At 65.4% G+C, this 17,774-nt stretch carries 17 protein-coding genes, 1 tRNA gene and 1 pseudogene; 14 read left to right on the top strand and 5 right to left on the bottom strand.

From position 1 onward, the window contains the following. The first annotated feature begins 14 nt into the window (after nucleotides 1-14). The 9 genes from ACQR1H_RS32470 to ACQR1H_RS32430 all read left to right on the top strand — a co-directional run bounded on the left by ACQR1H_RS32470 (nucleotide 15) and on the right by ACQR1H_RS32430 (nucleotide 9,259). On the top strand, nucleotides 15-449 hold the full coding sequence (locus ACQR1H_RS32470) for a DsrE family protein (RefSeq protein WP_315805522.1): 435 nt from the start codon (nucleotides 15-17) through the stop codon (nucleotides 447-449). A gap of 10 nt (nucleotides 450-459) precedes the next feature. Next, nucleotides 460-1,362 (top strand): alpha/beta hydrolase, encoded by a 903-nt coding sequence (locus tag ACQR1H_RS32465; RefSeq protein WP_434889624.1) that lies wholly within the window; start codon nucleotides 460-462, stop codon nucleotides 1,360-1,362. Between the two features lie 8 nt (nucleotides 1,363-1,370). After that, on the top strand, nucleotides 1,371-1,811 hold the full coding sequence (locus ACQR1H_RS32460; protein ID WP_409997992.1) for a DsrE family protein: 441 nt from the start codon (nucleotides 1,371-1,373) through the stop codon (nucleotides 1,809-1,811). Between the two features lie 68 nt (nucleotides 1,812-1,879). Beyond that, a complete protein-coding gene (locus ACQR1H_RS32455) occupies nucleotides 1,880-2,980 on the top strand; it encodes a YeeE/YedE family protein (protein ID WP_434908766.1) in 1,101 nt (366 codons plus the stop codon). 403 nt (nucleotides 2,981-3,383) lie between these two features. After that, the gene (locus tag ACQR1H_RS32450; RefSeq protein WP_316183583.1) at nucleotides 3,384-5,072 is read left to right on the top strand and encodes a methyl-accepting chemotaxis protein; all 1,689 of its coding nucleotides are present in this window, start codon (nucleotides 3,384-3,386) and stop codon (nucleotides 5,070-5,072) included. A 456-nt stretch (nucleotides 5,073-5,528) separates the two neighbouring features. Continuing rightward, complete coding sequence (locus ACQR1H_RS32445) at nucleotides 5,529-6,071, top strand: YeeE/YedE thiosulfate transporter family protein (RefSeq protein ID WP_315805520.1); 543 nt, start codon at nucleotides 5,529-5,531, stop codon at nucleotides 6,069-6,071. Nucleotides 6,072-6,081: 10 nt separating this feature from the next. Further along, a complete protein-coding gene (locus ACQR1H_RS32440) occupies nucleotides 6,082-6,639 on the top strand; it encodes a YeeE/YedE thiosulfate transporter family protein (RefSeq protein ID WP_434908765.1) in 558 nt (185 codons plus the stop codon). Nucleotides 6,640-6,687: 48 nt separating this feature from the next. Next, complete coding sequence (locus tag ACQR1H_RS32435) at nucleotides 6,688-7,029, top strand: rhodanese-like domain-containing protein (RefSeq protein ID WP_315805474.1); 342 nt, start codon at nucleotides 6,688-6,690, stop codon at nucleotides 7,027-7,029. Between the two features lie 262 nt (nucleotides 7,030-7,291). Beyond that, entirely contained in the window at nucleotides 7,292-9,259 is a 1,968-nt protein-coding gene (locus ACQR1H_RS32430) for a methyl-accepting chemotaxis protein (RefSeq protein ID WP_315805473.1), read from the top strand. A gap of 101 nt (nucleotides 9,260-9,360) precedes the next feature. Here ACQR1H_RS32430 and ACQR1H_RS32425 read toward each other — a convergent pair whose 3' ends face one another. Further along, nucleotides 9,361-10,200, bottom strand: coding sequence for an SDR family NAD(P)-dependent oxidoreductase (locus ACQR1H_RS32425; protein ID WP_315805472.1), 840 nt, complete (start codon nucleotides 10,198-10,200; stop codon nucleotides 9,361-9,363). 151 nt (nucleotides 10,201-10,351) lie between these two features. Here ACQR1H_RS32425 and ACQR1H_RS32420 point away from each other — a divergent pair, with 151 nt between their 5' ends. Further along, nucleotides 10,352-10,741 (top strand): response regulator, encoded by a 390-nt coding sequence (locus ACQR1H_RS32420; protein ID WP_315805471.1) that lies wholly within the window; start codon nucleotides 10,352-10,354, stop codon nucleotides 10,739-10,741. 138 nt (nucleotides 10,742-10,879) lie between these two features. Here ACQR1H_RS32420 and ACQR1H_RS32415 read toward each other — a convergent pair whose 3' ends face one another. Next, nucleotides 10,880-11,107, bottom strand: a complete 228-nt coding sequence (locus tag ACQR1H_RS32415; protein WP_316237057.1) for a hypothetical protein — start codon at nucleotides 11,105-11,107, stop codon at nucleotides 10,880-10,882. A 227-nt stretch (nucleotides 11,108-11,334) separates the two neighbouring features. On the opposite strand from ACQR1H_RS32415, the gene ACQR1H_RS32410 reads away from it, so the two are divergent. Both ACQR1H_RS32410 and ACQR1H_RS32405 read left to right on the top strand, forming a co-directional pair. Next, nucleotides 11,335-12,570 (top strand): GGDEF domain-containing protein, encoded by a 1,236-nt coding sequence (locus tag ACQR1H_RS32410; RefSeq protein WP_434908764.1) that lies wholly within the window; start codon nucleotides 11,335-11,337, stop codon nucleotides 12,568-12,570. Between the two features lie 21 nt (nucleotides 12,571-12,591). Next, nucleotides 12,592-13,221 (top strand): peptidoglycan recognition protein family protein, encoded by a 630-nt coding sequence (locus ACQR1H_RS32405; protein WP_434908763.1) that lies wholly within the window; start codon nucleotides 12,592-12,594, stop codon nucleotides 13,219-13,221. A gap of 78 nt (nucleotides 13,222-13,299) precedes the next feature. Here the strand turns inward: ACQR1H_RS32405 and rpoH are convergent, their stop codons facing one another. Together rpoH and ACQR1H_RS32395 are read right to left on the bottom strand one after the other, a co-directional pair. Next, the gene (rpoH, locus tag ACQR1H_RS32400; RefSeq protein ID WP_315805519.1) at nucleotides 13,300-14,199 is read right to left on the bottom strand and encodes an RNA polymerase sigma factor RpoH; all 900 of its coding nucleotides are present in this window, start codon (nucleotides 14,197-14,199) and stop codon (nucleotides 13,300-13,302) included. Nucleotides 14,200-14,418: 219 nt separating this feature from the next. Beyond that, nucleotides 14,419-15,399: an RluA family pseudouridine synthase gene (locus tag ACQR1H_RS32395; RefSeq protein WP_434899405.1), complete on the bottom strand. Its 981-nt coding sequence runs from the start codon at nucleotides 15,397-15,399 to the stop codon at nucleotides 14,419-14,421. 31 nt (nucleotides 15,400-15,430) lie between these two features. Between ACQR1H_RS32395 and ACQR1H_RS32390 the strand changes: the two genes are divergently transcribed. After that, nucleotides 15,431-15,769, top strand: a complete 339-nt coding sequence (locus tag ACQR1H_RS32390; protein ID WP_316183578.1) for a hypothetical protein — start codon at nucleotides 15,431-15,433, stop codon at nucleotides 15,767-15,769. Nucleotides 15,770-16,213: 444 nt separating this feature from the next. Further along, nucleotides 16,214-16,288 (top strand) — tRNA-Glu (locus tag ACQR1H_RS32385). 189 nt (nucleotides 16,289-16,477) lie between these two features. Here the strand turns inward: ACQR1H_RS32385 and ACQR1H_RS32380 are convergent. Beyond that, nucleotides 16,478-17,173 (bottom strand): annotated as a pseudogene (locus ACQR1H_RS32380) (tyrosine-type recombinase/integrase); the annotation flags it as partial. Nucleotides 17,174-17,774 lie beyond the last annotated feature (601 nt).

The raw sequence follows: 17,774 nt of genomic DNA, 5'->3' as shown, positions 1-17,774 counted from the left end.
GCAGCCGCCGCGAGATGCTGTTGGCGGCCGCATCCGTCGCCCTGGCCGGAAGCGGGGTTGCATCCATCGCCGCTGCAGCCGAGCCACATAGGCTCGCGTTGCAGATCAGCGACGAGGATCCGGCCAAGATGCGCGCGGTGCTCGACGTCGCCGCGAATGTCTCCCGCCACTATTCGGGCGAGGGCGCGGAGGTCGAGATCGTGATCGTCGCGTTCAATGGCGGCCTCGACATGCTGCTGGCCGACCGCTCGCCGGTGAAGGAGCGGGTGCTCGGCTTCGCCAAGTCGATGCCCAATGTGAGCTTCATCGCCTGCGGCAATACCTTGGAGACGCTCGCGAGCAAGGAGGGACGGCGGCCGCCTCTGCTCGATGGTGTCACGGTCGTCAAGACCGGGGTCGCGACCCTGCTGGAGCTGTCCGAGAAGAACTGGACGATCGTGCGTCCCTGAGGAATTTGCGATGCGGTGGTGGCTCGCTCTTGTCGTCTCGTTCATTGCGTCGATCGCATTCGCGGCCGAGGAGCCGCGCGAACTCACGATCGGCGGGCGTACGGCGCTCGGCACGCTCCGACTGCCGGCGCAGTCTGGACCGGATGTGCCGCTGGTGCTGATGACGCACGGCACGCTCGCGCACAAGGACATGGAGACCATCCAGGGCCTGTCCAAGGCGTTGGCCGAGCGGGGCATCGCCTCGCTCGCGCACAATCTCGTGCTCGGTCTCGATCGCCGCACCGGCATGTACGATTGTGCCAAACCCCATGACTATGTGACGGACGATGCGGTCGTGGAGATCACCGCCTGGCTGAGCGAAGCGCGCAAGACGTCGTCGCACGTCTTCGTCCTCGGACATTCGCGCGGCGCCAATCAGGTCGCGCGCTATCTAGCCGCCAATCCCAAGGCCGCGGTCGACGGTGCGATCCTCCTGGCGCCGGCGACGGCGAGCATCGAGACCGGCTTGAGAGACGCCTATGCGGAGAGCTACGGCCAGCGATTGGCGCCGCTGCTCGACAAGGCCGAGGCTGCGATCGCCGCCGGGCGCGGCGGTGATTGGATGTCGGTGCCGGGCTTCATCTATTGCCGCGGTGCCAAGGTGACGGCGCGCGCATTCGCAGCATTCTATCGCGCCGACCGGCGCCAGGATACGGCGGCGCTGATCGCCGATGTGAGCCTGCCGGTTCTGGTGCTTGCGGCAGCGCAAGACAAGACGGTGCCGGACGTGGCAGCGTCGTTCGCGCCGCTGGCCTCACGCGCCGGCAGCCGTGTCCGACTGGAGACGATTGACGACGCAGATCACTTCTTTCGCGATCTCGCCGCCGAGGATGCCGCTGATCGCATCGCAGGATTCATTGCAGCCGCGCGCTAGGAGCCACCATGGAACGTCGATCTTTGATGCAAGCTGGTCTTGCCAGCCTGTTTGGAATCTTCGGTGTCAGCAGCGCACGCGCGGCGACGGAATCTCCGCGCCAGCGCGTCGCCTATCATCTCGCCGATCAGGACCGCGCCCTGTTCGTTCTCGGCAACCTCCAGAACCACGTCGATGGCACCGGAGGACCTGGACGCGCAGACATTCGCCTGGTGATCCACGGTCCGGGCTTGCGGGCCTTTCATGCGATTTCGGCCGACCAGACCATCTCGGCTCTGGCCGAGCGCCTCATGAAGGCCGGCGTCGGCTTCGAGGCCTGTGCGAACACCATGAAGGCGCAAGGCGTGAAGCTCGACGATCTCTTGCCAGGCTTCGCGGTGGCGGAGAAGGGCGGCGTCGTGCGCCTCACCGAGCTGCAGCAGAGTGGATACGCCTACCTGCGCCCGTGACGGGCACATGCGTCCTTGCCGATGCCGCCCGGCAGGTTGAGCGGCAGGCCTGAACGACGGGAGCGCCTGTGCTCACCGCATTGATCGACCTTCTGGGTGAGGAGCTGGTGTCGCTGCTGTGCGGGCTCGCGGCCGGCGGCGCGTTCGGCTTCTTCGCCCAGCGCAGCCGCTTCTGCCTCCGGGCGGCCACGATCGAGTTCGCGCGCGGGCAGGGCGGTCCGCGGCTGGCGGTGTGGCTCCTCACCTTCGCCTCGGCGCTGCTGGGCACCCAGGCGCTGGTGGCAATGGGCCTGCTCGACGTCTCCGAAGCGCGCCAGCTGGCGCAGCAGGGCAGCATTTCCGGCGCGATGATCGGCGGCACGCTGTTCGGCTGCGGCATGATCCTGGCGAGAGGCTGTGCCAGCCGTCTGCTGGTGCTCTCGGCCAACGGCAATCTGCGGGCGCTGCTGTCCGGCCTCATCTTCGCGGTGACGGCGCAGTCCGCCTATCGCGGCCTGCTCGCGCCGGCACGCGAGTGGCTCACCAATCTTTGGCTCGTCGACGGCGGACCGTCGCGCGACGTCATGAGCCTGTTCGGCGGCGGTACGCCCGAGAAGCTCGGCTTCGGCATGCTGTGGTTCCTGGCCGGGCTCGCCGCCGTGTCGAAGTTTCAGGTTGGCCCGAAGATCCTGCGCTCGGCGGTGGCCGCGGGCGCGGCGGTCGCCGGGGGCTGGCTCCTCACCTATCAGCTCGGCCAGGCCTCGTTCTCGCCGGTGCCGCTGAAGAGCCTGACATTCAGCGGTCCTTCGGCGGAGCTGCTGATGCAGGTGCTCGCCAGCCCGCAACTGAAGCCGGGCTTCGATCTCGGCATCATTCCGGGTGTGTTCATCGGCTCGTTCGTTGCGGCCGCGCTGGCGCGCGAACTCAATCTCGAAGGCTTCTCGGATGGGCGCGGCATGCGCCGTTACATGATCGGCGCCGTCCTGATGGGATTCGGCGCGATGCTGGCGGGCGGCTGCGCCGTTGGCGCCGGCGTGACCGGGGCATCGGTGTTCGCGCTCACAGCGTGGATCGTGCTTGGTGGCATGTGGTTGGGTGCGGCCGTCACCGATTTTGTCGTCGACCGCTGGCTGTTCGCCACCAAGCCGGCGCAGAGCCCGGTTCAGTCGCCCTCCGCCATGCCTTCTTGAGGCATCCTGCGGAAGCGAGCCTGCTTCTACCGAGCGGCATTGAAAATGCAGCATCAAAGAGCAGCATCCATGAATCTCCGGTCACAGGCTCGTCGGTGCCTGGCGTGTCGGCGCACTTCCAGCCTCTGACGAAAAATACTGTCTGATCAGATCGAACCTGAAGACACGCGTCTTTGCATCGTCACGCCGGCGCGCAGATCGCGTAGTCCGCGGTTGGCTACAGGAGATGCGTGCCGAACACGGCATTCGGACCATCACGCCCGAACATCACGTTGGTAGATCCCGGTCTGGAGATCCCGCATGTTAACCAATTTGCGAAGGTCGGGTGTTACCGTCGCGCGGGGGACGGCGCAATCATGCGGCGGACCGATACGAATCGCCGGGACGACGAAAGGCACGCGAGATGTCGCAACTCTCCATTCGAGCAAAGATGGCGGCCGTCATTGCGCTGCTGCTGGTGGCGATGTCCATCGTCGGATTGCTGGCCGTCCGCGGCATGCAGACAATCAATACGCATACCGAAATGATCGCCAAGAACTGGCTGCCAAGCGTGCGCGTGCTCGGCGAGTTGCGTTCGGCGATCAACCTCAATCGGGCGCAGCTCCGGGCCTACATGACGGCTGATACGACTGAGGAGAAGGACAATCTCGACCGCAACATGAAGGCAACGCTCGTCGTCATCGCGACGGCGCGCCGCTCCTATGAGGCGATGATCTCGTCGGCCGAGGAGCGCAGCCTGTTCGAGAGCTGGTCGCGGGGCTGGGAGCAATACGTCAAGGCTGCCGATGGTGTGCTCGAGGTGCTGCGCGCAGGGAACGGCAATACGACCAAGCAGGCGAGCGATCTGTTCAACAAGACGGTCCGGAGCGTCGCCAATCAGTCGGACGAATTTCTTCGAAAGCTGATTGACCTCAACAATCGTGGCGCCGACGCCGAAACCAGGATCGCCGCGGATGGCTATGCGGAGGCGTTTGAATTGATGTCGACGGTCATCGTCCTTGCCGTTCTCGCCGGCATCGGCATCGGAAGCTGGTTCGTTCGCGACATTTCCCGGTGCATCGCTTCCATCATCAGGCCGATGCAGGCGCTCGGTGAGGGCAACCTGGCGATGGAGATCCCCTATCGCGGCCAGAAGACCGAAGTAGGCATGATGGCCGACGCCCTGGAGGTCTTCAAGACCGCCCTGATTGCGAAGAAGCAGGCCGACGACATCGCTTCGAAAGAGGCGGAGGTGAAACTGGAACGCAGCCGGCGGCTCGACGAGATCACTGGCCGCTTCGAGGCCGTGGTCGGCGAGATCGTCGACACCGTGTCCACGGCATCGAGCACTCTGGAGGGTCACGCCGGCGGGCTCAGCAACACGGCGAGCCGAGCCCAGAACCTCGCCACGTCCGTCACCGCGGCTTCCGAGGAAGCCTGCACCAATGTGCAGTCGGTGGCATCTGCGACCGAGGAGCTCTCCGCGTCCGTCAACGAGATCAGCAGGCAAGTCCAGGATTCCGCCCGGATGGCCAATGAGGCGGTGGCACAGGCCCGCAAGACCAATGAACAGGTCAGCGAGCTTTCGAAGTCCGCTGCCCGCATCGGCGACGTCGTCGAGCTGATCAATACGATTGCCGGACAGACCAATCTGCTCGCGCTGAATGCAACGATCGAGGCCGCACGCGCCGGCGAGGCCGGCCGCGGATTTGCGGTGGTCGCATCCGAGGTCAAGGCGCTGGCCGAGCAGACGGCGAAGGCCACGGGCGAGATCGGCCAGCAGATCTCCGGCATCCAGTCCGCCACCCAGCAATCGGTCGGTGCCATCCGCGACATCAGCATCACCATCGAGAAATTGCAGGAGATTTCGTCGACGATCGCATCGGCCGTGGAGCAGCAGGGCGCCGCGACGCAGGAGATCTCGCGCAACGTCCAGCACGCGGCGGCGGGAACGCAGCAGGTCTCGGCCAACGTTGCGGATGTGCAGCGCGGCGCCGTCGATACCGGAACCGCCGCGTCCCAGGTGCTGTCCGCCGCGAAATCGCTGGCCGACGACAGTGCCAGACTGAGCATGGAAGTGAAGAAGTTCATCGCCGGCGTGAGAGCCGCCTAGGAGCTCGCAGCGACCGAGAGCCGCAGAGATCCGATCTCGCCGCCATTCGCCGGGCCGCGTCGGGGGTGCTGGACAGGTGCGCAGGCCCCGGCCACCCCTCGCCGGCCATCGCTTCTGCGTTGGCCTGCGAGCCCAATCTCGATGACTTCTCCCTGCGGCCGCGGCAAGCTGCGCGACCGAGTCGCGTGGTGACGATGGGCTTGCGAGGCCCGCGCCGACATGAATAGAGCGCGTGGGGCCGCGGCGGATCAAGCTCCGCCGCGGCTTGCGCGGGGCTGCCGTTCCCGAAGTCGTCAGTGCCGCTGTTTCCTCACCGTCACGCTGCCGCAGAGCCCCGCCTCTTCACCTATCGGCACCCGCTGAATTATAATTGCATAAATTCGAATATATGCATATAGTGGCGTACGTCGGTCGCGGCGCTGGGCCGCGTCAGCAGGAGGACCCGTCGTGGCAATGATGAACGACGTCATGGTCAAGGATCTGGGCACGTCCCGGGGGATCGACTGGTCGCCTTATCTGGTCGGCGCCGGCATCGGCATCCTCAGCTGGGTGGCCTTTGCCGGGTTCGGCGACCCGCTCGGCGTGACGACGGCGTTCTCGCGCATCGCGGCGCTGTTCGCCGCGCCGGTGATCGGATCCGACGCCGTCGCCGCCAACAGCTATTGGAAGTCGATGCCGCTGAAATGGGACTATGGCGTCTGGTTTCTGGTCGGCATTCCGCTCGGCGCATTCCTGTCGGCGGTCATCTCCGGCACGTGGCGCCTCGAGCTGGTGCCGGAGGTCTGGAGGGAGCGCTTTGGTCCGTCGGTGTTCAAGCGCTTCGTCGCTGCGTTTCTCGGCGGCATCGTCATCATGTATGGCGCGCGTCTGGCCGGCGGCTGCACCAGCGGACACGGCATTTCAGGCGGTCTGCAACTGGCGCTGTCGAGCTGGCTGTTCCTCGCCGTGATGTTCGCGACCGGCCTTTTCGTGTCGCGCCTCATGTTCCGCAAAGCGTAGGAGAAGGGCCATGACGTCGCTGATGAGCATCGCCGGCCCGATGTTGATGGGCGCCGTGTTCGGCTATCTGCTACAGCAGGGCAAGGTCACGAGCTGCAACGTGATCGAGAATCAGTTCCGGCTGCGCGACTTCACCGTCTTGAAGGTGATGGGCACCGCGATCGTCGTCGGCGGCATCGGCGTGCTGCTGCTGGTCGACACCGGCAACACCAAATACTACGTCAAGGACGCCAACATGCTCGCGGTCGCGCTCGGCGCGGCGCTTTTCGGCATCGGCATGGTGGTCTACGGCTACTGCCCGGGCACCGCGCTCGGCGCCATCGCCAGCGGCAGCGTGCATGCCGCAGTCGGCGCTTTCGGCATGATCGTCGGCGCGATCCTCTACGCGCTGAGCTTCGACTGGGTGAAGGCCCACGTCCTGAATGTTTGGGCGCTCGGCAAGGTGCGGCTGCCCGACATCACCGGCGTGCCGGATGGCGTCTGGTTCGCCGCGCTCGCGATCGGCGCAGGTGCGTTCTTCTTCTGGGTCGAAGCGTCCGGGGCCAAGGCGAAGCGGACGCAGGGCTAGACTGAGTCGCCCGAGTGCCCCTACGTCAAACAGTGAGAGGTTCCTCCCATGCTATCAGGACTGTTCAGCAGGTTGACCGGGTCGACCAGCGTGCCGGCGATCGAGCATGATGAGCTGGTGCGGGCGCATCAGCAGCGAAGCTGCGTCATCGTCGACGTGCGCGAGCCGCATGAGTTCAAGGGCGGCCACATCCCGGGCGCCGTCAATCACCCGCTGTCGCGTTTCGACCCGGGCAACCTCGTGCACGACAAGCCGGTGGTTCTGATCTGTCAGGCCGGCGGCCGCTCGGCCACCGCCCTGCGGCGGGCGCTGTCGGCCGGGCGGCAAGATATCCGCCACTATGCCGGCGGCATGAGCGGCTGGCGGGCGCGGGGCGGCCCTGTCGCGTAGGCTCGTACTGTCCCGACCAGCCCGACATTCAGCGATGTCATGGCCTGAGATCGAAGATATGCGAAGTTGAATGTCGGCATGGCTGCAATCAACGGGGATTGCGGCAGGTTAATAACAAGTCGGGGGACGGGAGTTTCGCTAGCAACGTCGCGCCGCCCCGTCGCGAGAGTTTGCTGTTAGTCCGCTACAATGGCTGACTCGTTCAGGAATAATTAGTTGCAGCGCTGCAATACTCGGACACCAGTCGACGTTCGAGGATCGCATGTTGAAGTTTGTTGGCTTGAGAACCCGGATCACCCTTTCTCTGGTGATCGGTGCGGCAGCGACGGCCCTCTTCGTGCTGCTGGTCGCCATGTGGATCATCGGCGGCATCATCGACCGCGCCAATGAGCGCGAACTCCACGCCCAATATGACGCCTTCAATTCGCGCCTGCAGCTGGAGTCGACCCGCGCGGAAGCGATGAGCGCGGTGGTCGCCAAGATCCCCGCGGTCCAGGACGCCATGGCGCAGAACGACCGCGACGCCTTGATGCGGCTGTTCGGTGCGGGCATGGCCAGCCTGAAAGCCGATTACGGTGTCGACCAGTTTCAGTTTCACACGCCGCCGGCGATGTCCTTCCTGCGGGTGCACCAGCCGGCCAAGTTCGGCGACGATCTGTCGGGATTCCGCAAGACGGTGGTGGCCGCCAACACCGACCGCAAGCCGATCGTCGGGCTGGAGGGCGGCGTTGCCGGCCTCGGCCTCCGCGGCGTCGTACCGATCGTTTCCGCCGGCAAACATCTGGGCTCAGTCGAGTTCGGCCTGACCTTTGGCCAAAACTTCTTCGACGAGTTCAAGCGCAGCCGCAGTGTCGACGTCGCGTTCCGCCTGGCTGGCGACACCGGCTTCAAGCTGTTCGCGACGACGATCGGGGAGACCTCCTTCTTCGCAAGCGGCGACTATCGGGAGGCGTCGGCCGGCGGCTTCCTGTCGCGCCAAGGACAGCTCAAAGGTGTTCCGGTCGTCGCGTTGCTGGGCCCGATCAAGGATTTCTCCGGCAAGCCGATCGGTGCCGTCGAGATCGTCATGGACAACAGCGAGTTCATCCAGGCTCGCAATCGCGCCGGGGCGTTGGCAATCGGGATGACGCTGGCCGGCCTCGTGCTGATCGCGCTCGCCGGGCTGTTGATCGCGCGCAGCATCTCCCGTCCGATCGTCCAGATGACGAGCGCGATGCGCGAGCTCGCCGACGGCAACCTGGACGTTCGCGTCCCGGCCGACTGGCGCAAGGACGAGGTCGGACAGATGGCACGCGCCGTTTCGATTTTCAGGGACAACGCCGTCCGGATGAGGGATCTGCAGGCGGAGCAGGAGAAGGCCCAGGCTCGTGCCGAGGAGGACCGGCGCCGCATGCTGATGGAGGTGGCCGATGGCTTCGAGGCCAGCGTCCGCGGCGTCGTCGACGCAGTGTCGGCTGCGGCCATCGAAATGGAGGCGACCGCCCGTTCGATGTCGGTGACGATCGATCAGTCGAAACAGCAGGCCCTGACGGTATCGCAGGCGTGCGGCTCCGCATCGGACAATGTCAACACCGTTGCCTCGGCGGCCGAAGAGCTGTCATCCTCGATGAACGAGATCAGCAAGACGCTCGAGCGTGCGTCGTCCGTGGTTCGCAAGGCGGCGGACGAAGGGCAGCAATCCAACGACAAGGTGCAGCGGCTCAACCTCGCGGCCGGCAAGATCGGCGAGGTCGTCGCGCTCATCACCCAGATCGCCAGCCAGACCAATCTGCTGGCGCTGAATGCGACGATCGAGGCCGCGCGCGCCGGCGAGTCGGGCAGGGGATTCGCCGTCGTGGCCAGCGAGGTGAAGACGCTGGCGACCCAAACGGCCAAGGCAACGGAAGAGATCGGGGCTCAGATCGCCGCGGTTCAGGCCGAAACCGCCGCTGCCGTCCACAGCATCGGCATGATTTGCGCCACGATCCAGGAGGTCGATGAGATCTCGACCATCATCGCCTCATCGATCGCGCAGCAGGACGCGGCGACCCGCGAGATCGCCGGCAGTGTGAACGTCGTTGCCGGCAAGACCCAGGACGTCACGCGCAACATCGCGGGCGTCACGTCCGGCGTCGTGCAGACCGGCCATGCCGCCAACGAGGTGCTGTCGGCGGCCGGCGAACTCGCGCAGCAGTCGACCCGGCTGCGCAGCGAGGTCAACCAGTTCCTGGCCCATATCAGAGCGGCCTGACCGCTCGTTGGGCGGCTGACGTATCAAGGTTGCCGACACGCCGATCGCTCCGGCGTATCCGCCACGGGCGCGAGCCGGGGCGGGGCCTCCTGTCCCGTGGCTCACGCCTGCTTCGCGGCCGCCTTCTCGAGCCGCTTCGCCATCACGCGCCAATAGGTGCCCGGCATGAACCGCTGCAGGAGATCCATGAAGCGGGCATCGCTGCCGATCAGGATGCGGGGCTCATTGCGCTCGATGCCCTGGATGATCCGCAACGCGGCGTCGCGTGGGCTGGTCCTGGCGAGCCGCTCGAACCGCTCGATGGCCTGCACGCGGCGCGCATTGTCGGTCATGCCGTGGCCAGCGCGAGCATTGCGCGCAATCGCCGTGGCGATCCCGCCGGGATGCACGACCGACAGCCGCACCGGACTGCCGGCGGCTGTGAACTCGTGGCGCAGGCTCTCGGAAAATCCCCTTACCGCGAACTTTGCCGCGGCGTAGGCCGATTGGCCGGGCGGAGCGATGATGCCGAAGATCGAGGACAGGTTGACGACATGCGCTTCGCGCCGGCGCGAAAGATGCGGCAGGAACGCGCGCGTGCCGTGCACGACGCCCCAGAAATTGATGTTGAACAGCCAGTCCATCTCCGCCTGATCGATCTCGGCGAAGCTGCCGAACAGTGCCACGCCGGCATTGTTGACGACGATGTTGAGGCCGGGATGCGCGCGGGTCGCGTCCTCGGCGAACTGCGTGACCGCAGCCACATCGCTGACGTCCAGCCGGTGCGTGGTCACCTTGCGGCCGCTTGCGGTGAGCTCGGCGGCGAGGCTTGCGAGGCCCGCCTCATCGCGATCGGCAAGTGCGAGATCGCAGCCGCGCGCCGCCAGCTCCTGCGCCAGCGCACGGCCAATACCGCTGGCTGCGCCTGTCACGGCGGCAGCTGCGCCTCGAATGATCGTCATTGTCGCTTCACTCCCCTGATGGACCGGTTCCACGTGCCTGGTTGAATTGCAGCTGGGTTTTCTGCCACTTTTTCTGATTGGAACCGAACCATCCGGCGGTTCAGCTTTTAACTCACATTACTTTACGAGCACACATTCGTGGAGGACCTGCATGGGACAGTCGCAACCTTTTCGCGCCACCGCACTGATCGTGGAAGACGATCTGGCGCAGCGCGAGATGATCACGCTGCTGCTCGAAGAGAGCGAGTACGACGTGATCGCGTGTGAGAGCGCGGAGGCCGCCGAACTCGTCCTGAACAAGCCGGGGCATCGCATCGTGCTGCTGATGACCGACGTCAATCTGGCGGGCCGCATGAACGGGGTCGAGCTTGCCCATGTCGCCAAGGCGCGTCACCCCCACATCAATGTGGTCGTCACGTCTGGCCGCCCGTTGTCGCAGCCGCTGCCGGGCGGCACAAAGTTCTGGAGCAAGCCGTGGGCGCCGCTGGACGTGCTGCGCGAGGCCGAGGTGACGCTCGAGCGCACGCCCGATATCGGATGAGGCAAGGTCTCGCGCCGCCAGCGTTGCTCAAAGGGTGATGCGTGGCAAACGCCGACCGGTGGAGACGTAGTAGAATCGGCTAGCGGTCGAGCCAACTGAGAGCCGGGTGGAAGCCGCGCTCCCACCCGGGAAGTGCAACTACTTCTTCTTGGCAGCCTTCTTGGTCTTCTTCGCAGCTTTCTTGGTGGCCTTTGCGGCCTTCTTCGCCTTCTTCGCCATGGAATCCTCGTCAGGAGTTTGATGGATTGCAACGCGACTTCGAGGCTTGCTGGCGCACGCCAGCCATGCATCAGCCTCGGGTGTCGATCCCAGCAGATTCGCGAAGCTCTGCCTCACGCCGTCACCAGCGCCGTTGCGCTTATCCACAGCTCGATGCATTCGCCGGCCAGTTGCGCCGCTGGCGCTCGGGTCCCGACAAGGTTAGCGGATCGTAAAAAGTGTTTTCATTGATTCAAAACCAAGGCGCAATCTTGGTTGCGCCCTTGAGGAACCGTTAACTGCGCCGCGCCCATGTTGCCCCGAACAACAGGGTAGCTCATGAGCGTGGCGTTATTGAACATCGAGGACAGGGCCTGCGGCGTCCTGCTGTCGGGATGCTGAACGTTCCGACGCTGTGGACCGCCTTCGTGGTCAATTTCCTCGCGTTGGGCCTGATCTGGGCCTACGTGATGCGCAGCTATCCCAATCTGGATTCGGCGCGGTACTGGACGGCATCTGCGTTCATGTGCGCGCCGGCGGCGACATTCGCGCTGACCCGGTTCTATTTCGGCTCGTTCGTTCCGCTGCTGGCCGGCGGCTCGCTGATGACCTTCGCGATCTGCCTCGCGGCGATGGGCGTGGAGCGCTTCTACGGCTACAGGGCGTCGTGGCAGCTGAGCTTGACCGTCGTCGCCATGACCTGCGCGTCGATCGCATTTTTCCAATACGCATACGACCACGGTCCGCTGAGGATCCTGTGCTACTCGATCGGGCAGGCGGTCCCCATGGCGATCATCGCGCGACTGGTGCTGGATGCGAGGCGCGGGCCCGTCAATCCGGGAGCGCGGCTGGCCGGCCTGCTGTCCGTTCTGATCATCGCGGTGTTTGCTGCGCGGTCGATCGGGGCGTTCATCGGCGCCGATTTCAATTTCAGCCACTCCACCAGCGGCCAGGCCGCCGCGGTGCTGCTGCTGATCTTCCTGTCGATGTCGCTCAATTTCGGCTTCCTGCTGATGGCGGTGGACCGGCTGCGCAACGAGGTCGCCGATCTCGCGCTGCTCGACGATCTCACCGGCGTCGCCAACCGCCGTCACCTGATGCAGCGCCTGAGCGAGGAGTGCGCGCGCGCCGAGCGCTCGCGACGGCCGTTCGCGCTGTTGGTGATCGACCTCGACGGCTTCAAGATCATCAACGACACCCATGGCCATGCCGCCGGCGATGCCTGCCTGCAGCACTTCACGCTGATGGCCCAGACCCGGCTGCGCCCCGGCGACATGCTGGCCCGCACCGGCGGCGACGAATTCTGCATCGTGCTGCCGGCGTCCTCGCTGCGCGAGGGCGCGATGATCGCGCGGCGCATCCTGCAGGTCTGCCGCGACGATGCCGAGGCCTGTGCCGGCGCCGAGGTCCCGATCGAGGTCTCGATCGGCGTCGCCGAATGGACCGAGGATGTCGGCGCATTCCCCGACCGGCTGATGGCGCGGGCGGACCAGGCGCTGTATGTCGCCAAGAAGGACGGCAAGAACCGCTATGCCGTCGTCACTCCTGACCACGAGACGCCGGCGCTCGCCCCGGACCAGATCGAGCCGCTGGTGGCAAACCCGCGCCGCCAGGATGCCGCCGCCGGGTAGCGGGTGCTATCATGGCCGGCCATGAGGCCGGTCCTGTTCTCCCTCCGCGCAGCGCTCGCGCTGCTTTTCAATCTTCTCCCTCCGCCGGCCTCGGCCAAGGAGCTCGCCGCACTGGCCCGATCATCCGGCACGCCGGAGATCCCGGGGCTCAGAATCGTCTGGCTGGCGCCGTGGGGCGATCCGTACCAGGCTCATCCCTGGACCAACATCATCGTCCACCAGACCAAGGGGCCGGCCGGGTCGGCGCGGGCGGGGGCGCTGGCGCAGGCCAAGAACCCGAAACGGCGTGGCGTCACCATCTGGGTGGAAACCGACGGCACGGTGTACTGGGCGGTGCCGGAAACGATGGTGACGCTGCATGGCGACGGCGCCAACCGCAACGACAACCGCTATATCGACAACGGCCCGACCTATCGCAAGGTCGTGCGCGACAATTCCATCGGCGTGGAGTTTGCCGGCAACTATCCCGACGTCACCACGCCGCCCACCGAGGCCCAGATCGCCGCGTGGCGCATCCTCTCGAAGCTGCTCCGGCTGCGCTACAATATCCCGCGGGAGCGGATCTATGCGCACAACTGGATCGACTACAAGGACGCCCGCTATTGCGAGGGCTGTGCGCTCGCCAGGCTCGCCCGCGCCGCGCCGGACTGATCGCACCTGACAAAGAAGCCGGCGTCTCCGCCGGCTCCGATCGCATCCAAAGACCACCTTCAAGCAAGCCGCGCGCGCCTAGTGCGCGGCCTCCAGCGCCGCCGCCTCCTGCTTGGCGATGGCGCCCTTGACGGCGGACTGCACCTTCTCGAACGCGCGCACCTCGATCTGGCGGACGCGCTCGCGCGACACGCCGAACTCGGCAGCGAGGTCCTCGAGCGTCATCGGCTCGTCGGCCAGACGCCGCGCCTCGAAGATGCGGCGCTCCCTGGCGTTGAGCACGCCGATCGCGCCGTTCAGCGCCTGCCTGCGGTGGTCGTACTCCTCGTGCTCGGCCATGATGGCTTCCTGGTTGGGCGAGTTGTCGACCAGCCAGTCCTGCCATTCGCCCGCTTCGCCGTCGTCGCGGATCGGCGCGTTCAGCGAGGCGTCGCCGCCGAGGCGGCGGTTCATGTCGACCACGTCCTGATCGGTCACGCCGAGGCGCTTCGCGATCAGCTTGACCTGATCCGGATGCAGATCGCCTTCATCCAGCGCGTTGATCCGGCTCTTGGCCTTGCGCAGGTTGAAGAACAGCTTCTTCTGGTTCGCGGTCGTGCCCATCTTCACGAGCGACCACGATCTCAGGATGTACTCTTGTATCGACGCCTTGATCCACCACATGGCGTAGGTGGCAAGGCGAAAGCCCTTCTCGGGCTCGAACCTTTTCACCGCCTGCATCAGGCCGACATTGCCTTCCGAAACGACTTCGGATATCGGCAGGCCGTAGCCGCGATAGCCCATGGCGATCTTGGCCACGAGCCTGAGGTGGCTGGTCACGAGTTTATGCGCTGCGTCGCTGTCGTCATGCTCGCGCCAACGCTTGGCGAGCATGTACTCCTCCTGCGGTTCCAGCATCGGGAACTTGCGGATCTCGGCGAGGTAGCGTGAAAGTCCCGATTCTCCGTTGAGAACCGGCAGAGTAGCTGTACGGGCCATCGAGCGCCCTCCAGTTGGTTCAGGCCCCCGATAGCGGCGGGCCAGGCAAAGCGGTCGCTTGGTTAAAGCCGGCCGGTTTGCGACGTTCCATGCGTCGACCATTCGACGCAGGCGCAACATACACCATTTTCGCCCCCCGGTGGAAGGATTCCGGGGGTCACGACCCCGTGTGGCTCCATTAAGTTTTTGACATGCTTGCGTTTTTCTGAAGGTCCTGCGTCATAGCGCCGCTCGCAGGGCGCGCCCCAAAAGAGAAAGATCCTCCGGAAGCTCCGATTCCCAGCGCATTATTTCTCCCGTCCGGGGGTGCTCGATCACCAGCAGATAGGCGTGCAGCGCCTGCCGCCCGAGCGCCTCGAGCACCGCCCGCGCCCCTGGCGCGAGCTGGTTGGCCTTGGTCTTGAAATGCGGGCCATAGACGGCGTCGCCCATCAGCGGGTGCCCGAGATGGGCGAGATGCACGCGGATCTGGTGGGTGCGTCCAGTCTCGAGATGACAGGCGATCAGCGAGGCCACCGGCTTGCCGTCGCGGCCGGCAAAACTCTCCTGCACCTCGTAATGGGTAATCGCCTCGCGCCCCTTGGGCCGCACCGCCATCTTGTCGCGGGCATGCGGATGGCGGTCGATGGCCGCGTTGATGGTGCCATGCGGCCGGTGCGGCACGCCCCAGGCGAAAGCGAGATAGCCGCGCTCCATCGCGCCGGTGCGGCCGTGATCGGCGAACTGCGCGCTCAGCGAGGCGTGGGCGTGATCGTTCTTCGCGACCACCATCAGGCCGGTGGTGTCCTTGTCCAGCCGGTGCACGATGCCCGGCCGCTTGACCCCGCCGATCCCCGAAAGACTGGCGCCGCAATGCGCGATCAGCGCGTTGACCAGCGTGCCGGTCTCGTGCCCGGCGGCGGGATGCACGACCAGGCCGGCCGGCTTGTCGATGACGATGATGTCGTCGTCCTCGTAGATGATTTTCAGCGGGATCGCCTCGGCCGCAGGCTCGGCCGGGACGGCCTCCGGAACGTCGATTGTGATCGTGTCGCCGGCTGTGACGTGATAAGCGGGGTCCCGCACCGCCGCCGCGCGGAGCGACACCTGTCCGGCCAGGATCAGCGCCTTCAGCCGCGACCGCGACAGCTCCGGCAGCCTGGCTGCCAGCACGCGATCGAGCCGCGGCGAGCCTTCGTCGCCGGCGACAATGACCGTCATCAGACCGTGGGATTGTGAAGTCGAGATGTCCATGAACTCTACCGTTGCGCCCGAGCCGTCCTCGCCCGAGCAGGCCCAGCTGATGGCGCGGCTGCGGCGCATGATGATGATCGCGGGCGTGACCACCTCGATCGCGATCGCCGTGCTCCTGGTCGCCATCGGCTACCGCCTTTTCCGCGGCGAGGGAAGCACAGCTTCGGGCCCGGACCTCACCGCCATGCTCCCGAAGGGCGCCCGCATCGTCGCCACCGGCACCGCCGGCGACCGCCTCGCGGTGACCCTGGATGTGGGGGGCACCACGGAGATCCGCACCTTCGACGCCAAGACCCTGAAACCCACCGGCCGCCTCCGCTTCGCGGTGGAACCGTAAGGGCAGGGCGGTTTCGCCCGCCCGTTTCGGCCCCTCTCTCTTTTGGCCCCACCTCCGACGACACGGGCAGTCAGCGCCTCCCCCGCCTGCGGGGCGAGACGAGCGAAGCTCGCTCTGAGAGCTTGCATCGCATCTTCAGTGCGATGCGAGTGGGGGGAACTCTCTCCATTGGCACCAGCGCCCGCGGCGCCCCCACCCCAACCCTCCCCCGCAAGCGGGAGAGGGAGCCCACAGCCTTCGCGGCCGGCTGCTTTCATCCCATGATGGCCGAATGAGCGATCCTCGCCACCCGGGGCAGTCCGTTCCCCTCCCCCTTGTGGGGAGGGGCTAGGGGAGGGGGCCCACACGGGGAAAGACCCTTGGGGCACGGACACCGCACCCCCACAAATTCTGCATCCGCCGTCTTGCGGCGCGGCGCGTTCAAGGCTATGCGGTTCACCTCACGCTCCCTTCGTCTAGCGGTTAGGACGCGGCCCTCTCAAGGCTGAAACAGGGGTTCGATTCCCCTAGGGAGCGCCAGTTCTGCCTTTCCCCCGCTGATTTTCTTGAGGTTTTGGTCGGTATTCCCAAACCGGCGGATTGCGTTTGGGGAAAGTCGTTCGCCTTGTGTCCTTCGAGGCGCGCCAGAGCATCGACCGCAAGGCTCGCCTGATCAGCCTCCTCAGTGTATCGCTCGGCCTCTGCAAGAGTGGTGTGGCCAAGGACGGACATGATCATCTTTGCCGTCGCGCCAGCCTCAGCCAGACGACGGCCGGTCGCCTTCCGCAGGCCGTGCGGCTGACAATCAAGCGGCAGGCCTGCGTCCGTAATGGCATCGCGTATCCATTGGCTGAAGCCGTCAACACTGAAGGACTGGCCATAGGCGGTCGTGATGATCGTCACGTGGTCACGCTTTGCGACGGCCAAGGCCGAAAGCAGGTCCCGGTGGAGCGGAATCAACAATCGCCGTCCTGTCTTCTGCTGCGCGACGGCGATTCTGTTTTCTGGCGTGATGTGGGACCACGCCATGCGGACCACGTCCGATCGTCGCTGGCCCGTGTTCAGGAACAGTTCGAAGGCCAGCCGCTGTTTGGTCTCCAAATGCCATTTCTTGCGGAAGAGCTCGATCTCGTCCTCTGTCCAAGATCTGATGCGCTGAAGCTTGGGTCGCTTTATCCCGAGCGACGGATCGTGCTTGATCCAGCCGATGTTGATGGCGTGACGGATCAGAATGCGAAGCTTCTTGAGTGTATCGAGAGCCGCGCCCGGCCGGTCGGCGAACGGCTGAAGAATGCCGGTGATGATGCGCTCGCGAGAAAGTCCAGCGACGGTCCGCTGCCCGTGCTCGATTCTGAGGGCCTCGAGCCGTCTGCCGTACCCCTCCTTGCTCGTCTTTCGAAGGCCGACGTACTCCGAGCTTCGCATGTAAGAGGCGATCAGCGCAGAGATTGTGCCCTGAACGGGAGGGCGGATTTCGGGTCTAGACGTTGTCACCTGACCGAGAAGGGCGCTTTGGTAGGCTGACATGAACTCAGGGCTGGTCGGGTCATCTGGCAGGCGAATGCGCCGACCCTTGCCTCGCCGAAATGACAGGTATGTATGCCCCTTGACGTGATTGCGCTCAACGTATGGCGGCAACCTTCGAGGCATCGACATCGCTCCACGTCTCGTCAAGGCCAGGATCATTGCCATCTGAAGGCAGCAGATCAATGGCAGTGTCCAGTTCTCGGACGTCCCATGCTTTCCGGCGCTCACCTAGGAGCTTGGGCTTCGGCATGGTGCCTAATCGCACCATCTGATCAAAGACGTTGGCGGACACGCAGATGTATGCGGCTGCCGCCTCGCGAGTAATGAGCCGCGGCTTGAGTGATGACGGGAGAGCCGTCTGCCTTGGCATCGATCGGATACCCTTTCCCGAAGCCCTGCGCACCTGCCGGAAAAACGCCGGAGGACGTGTCTAGGCTCTGGATCAGGTAACAGTGAAGGCCTTTGCGTCCTTCGGAAGTGTCATCGCGCTATCGGACGC

It is taken from the genome of Bradyrhizobium sp. HKCCYLRH2015, from assembly GCF_051168215.1.
Lineage (GTDB): Bacteria > Pseudomonadota > Alphaproteobacteria > Rhizobiales > Xanthobacteraceae > Bradyrhizobium.
The sequence above is the reverse complement of the archived record's forward strand: the minus strand, read 5'-3'. Positions and strand labels throughout refer to the sequence as shown.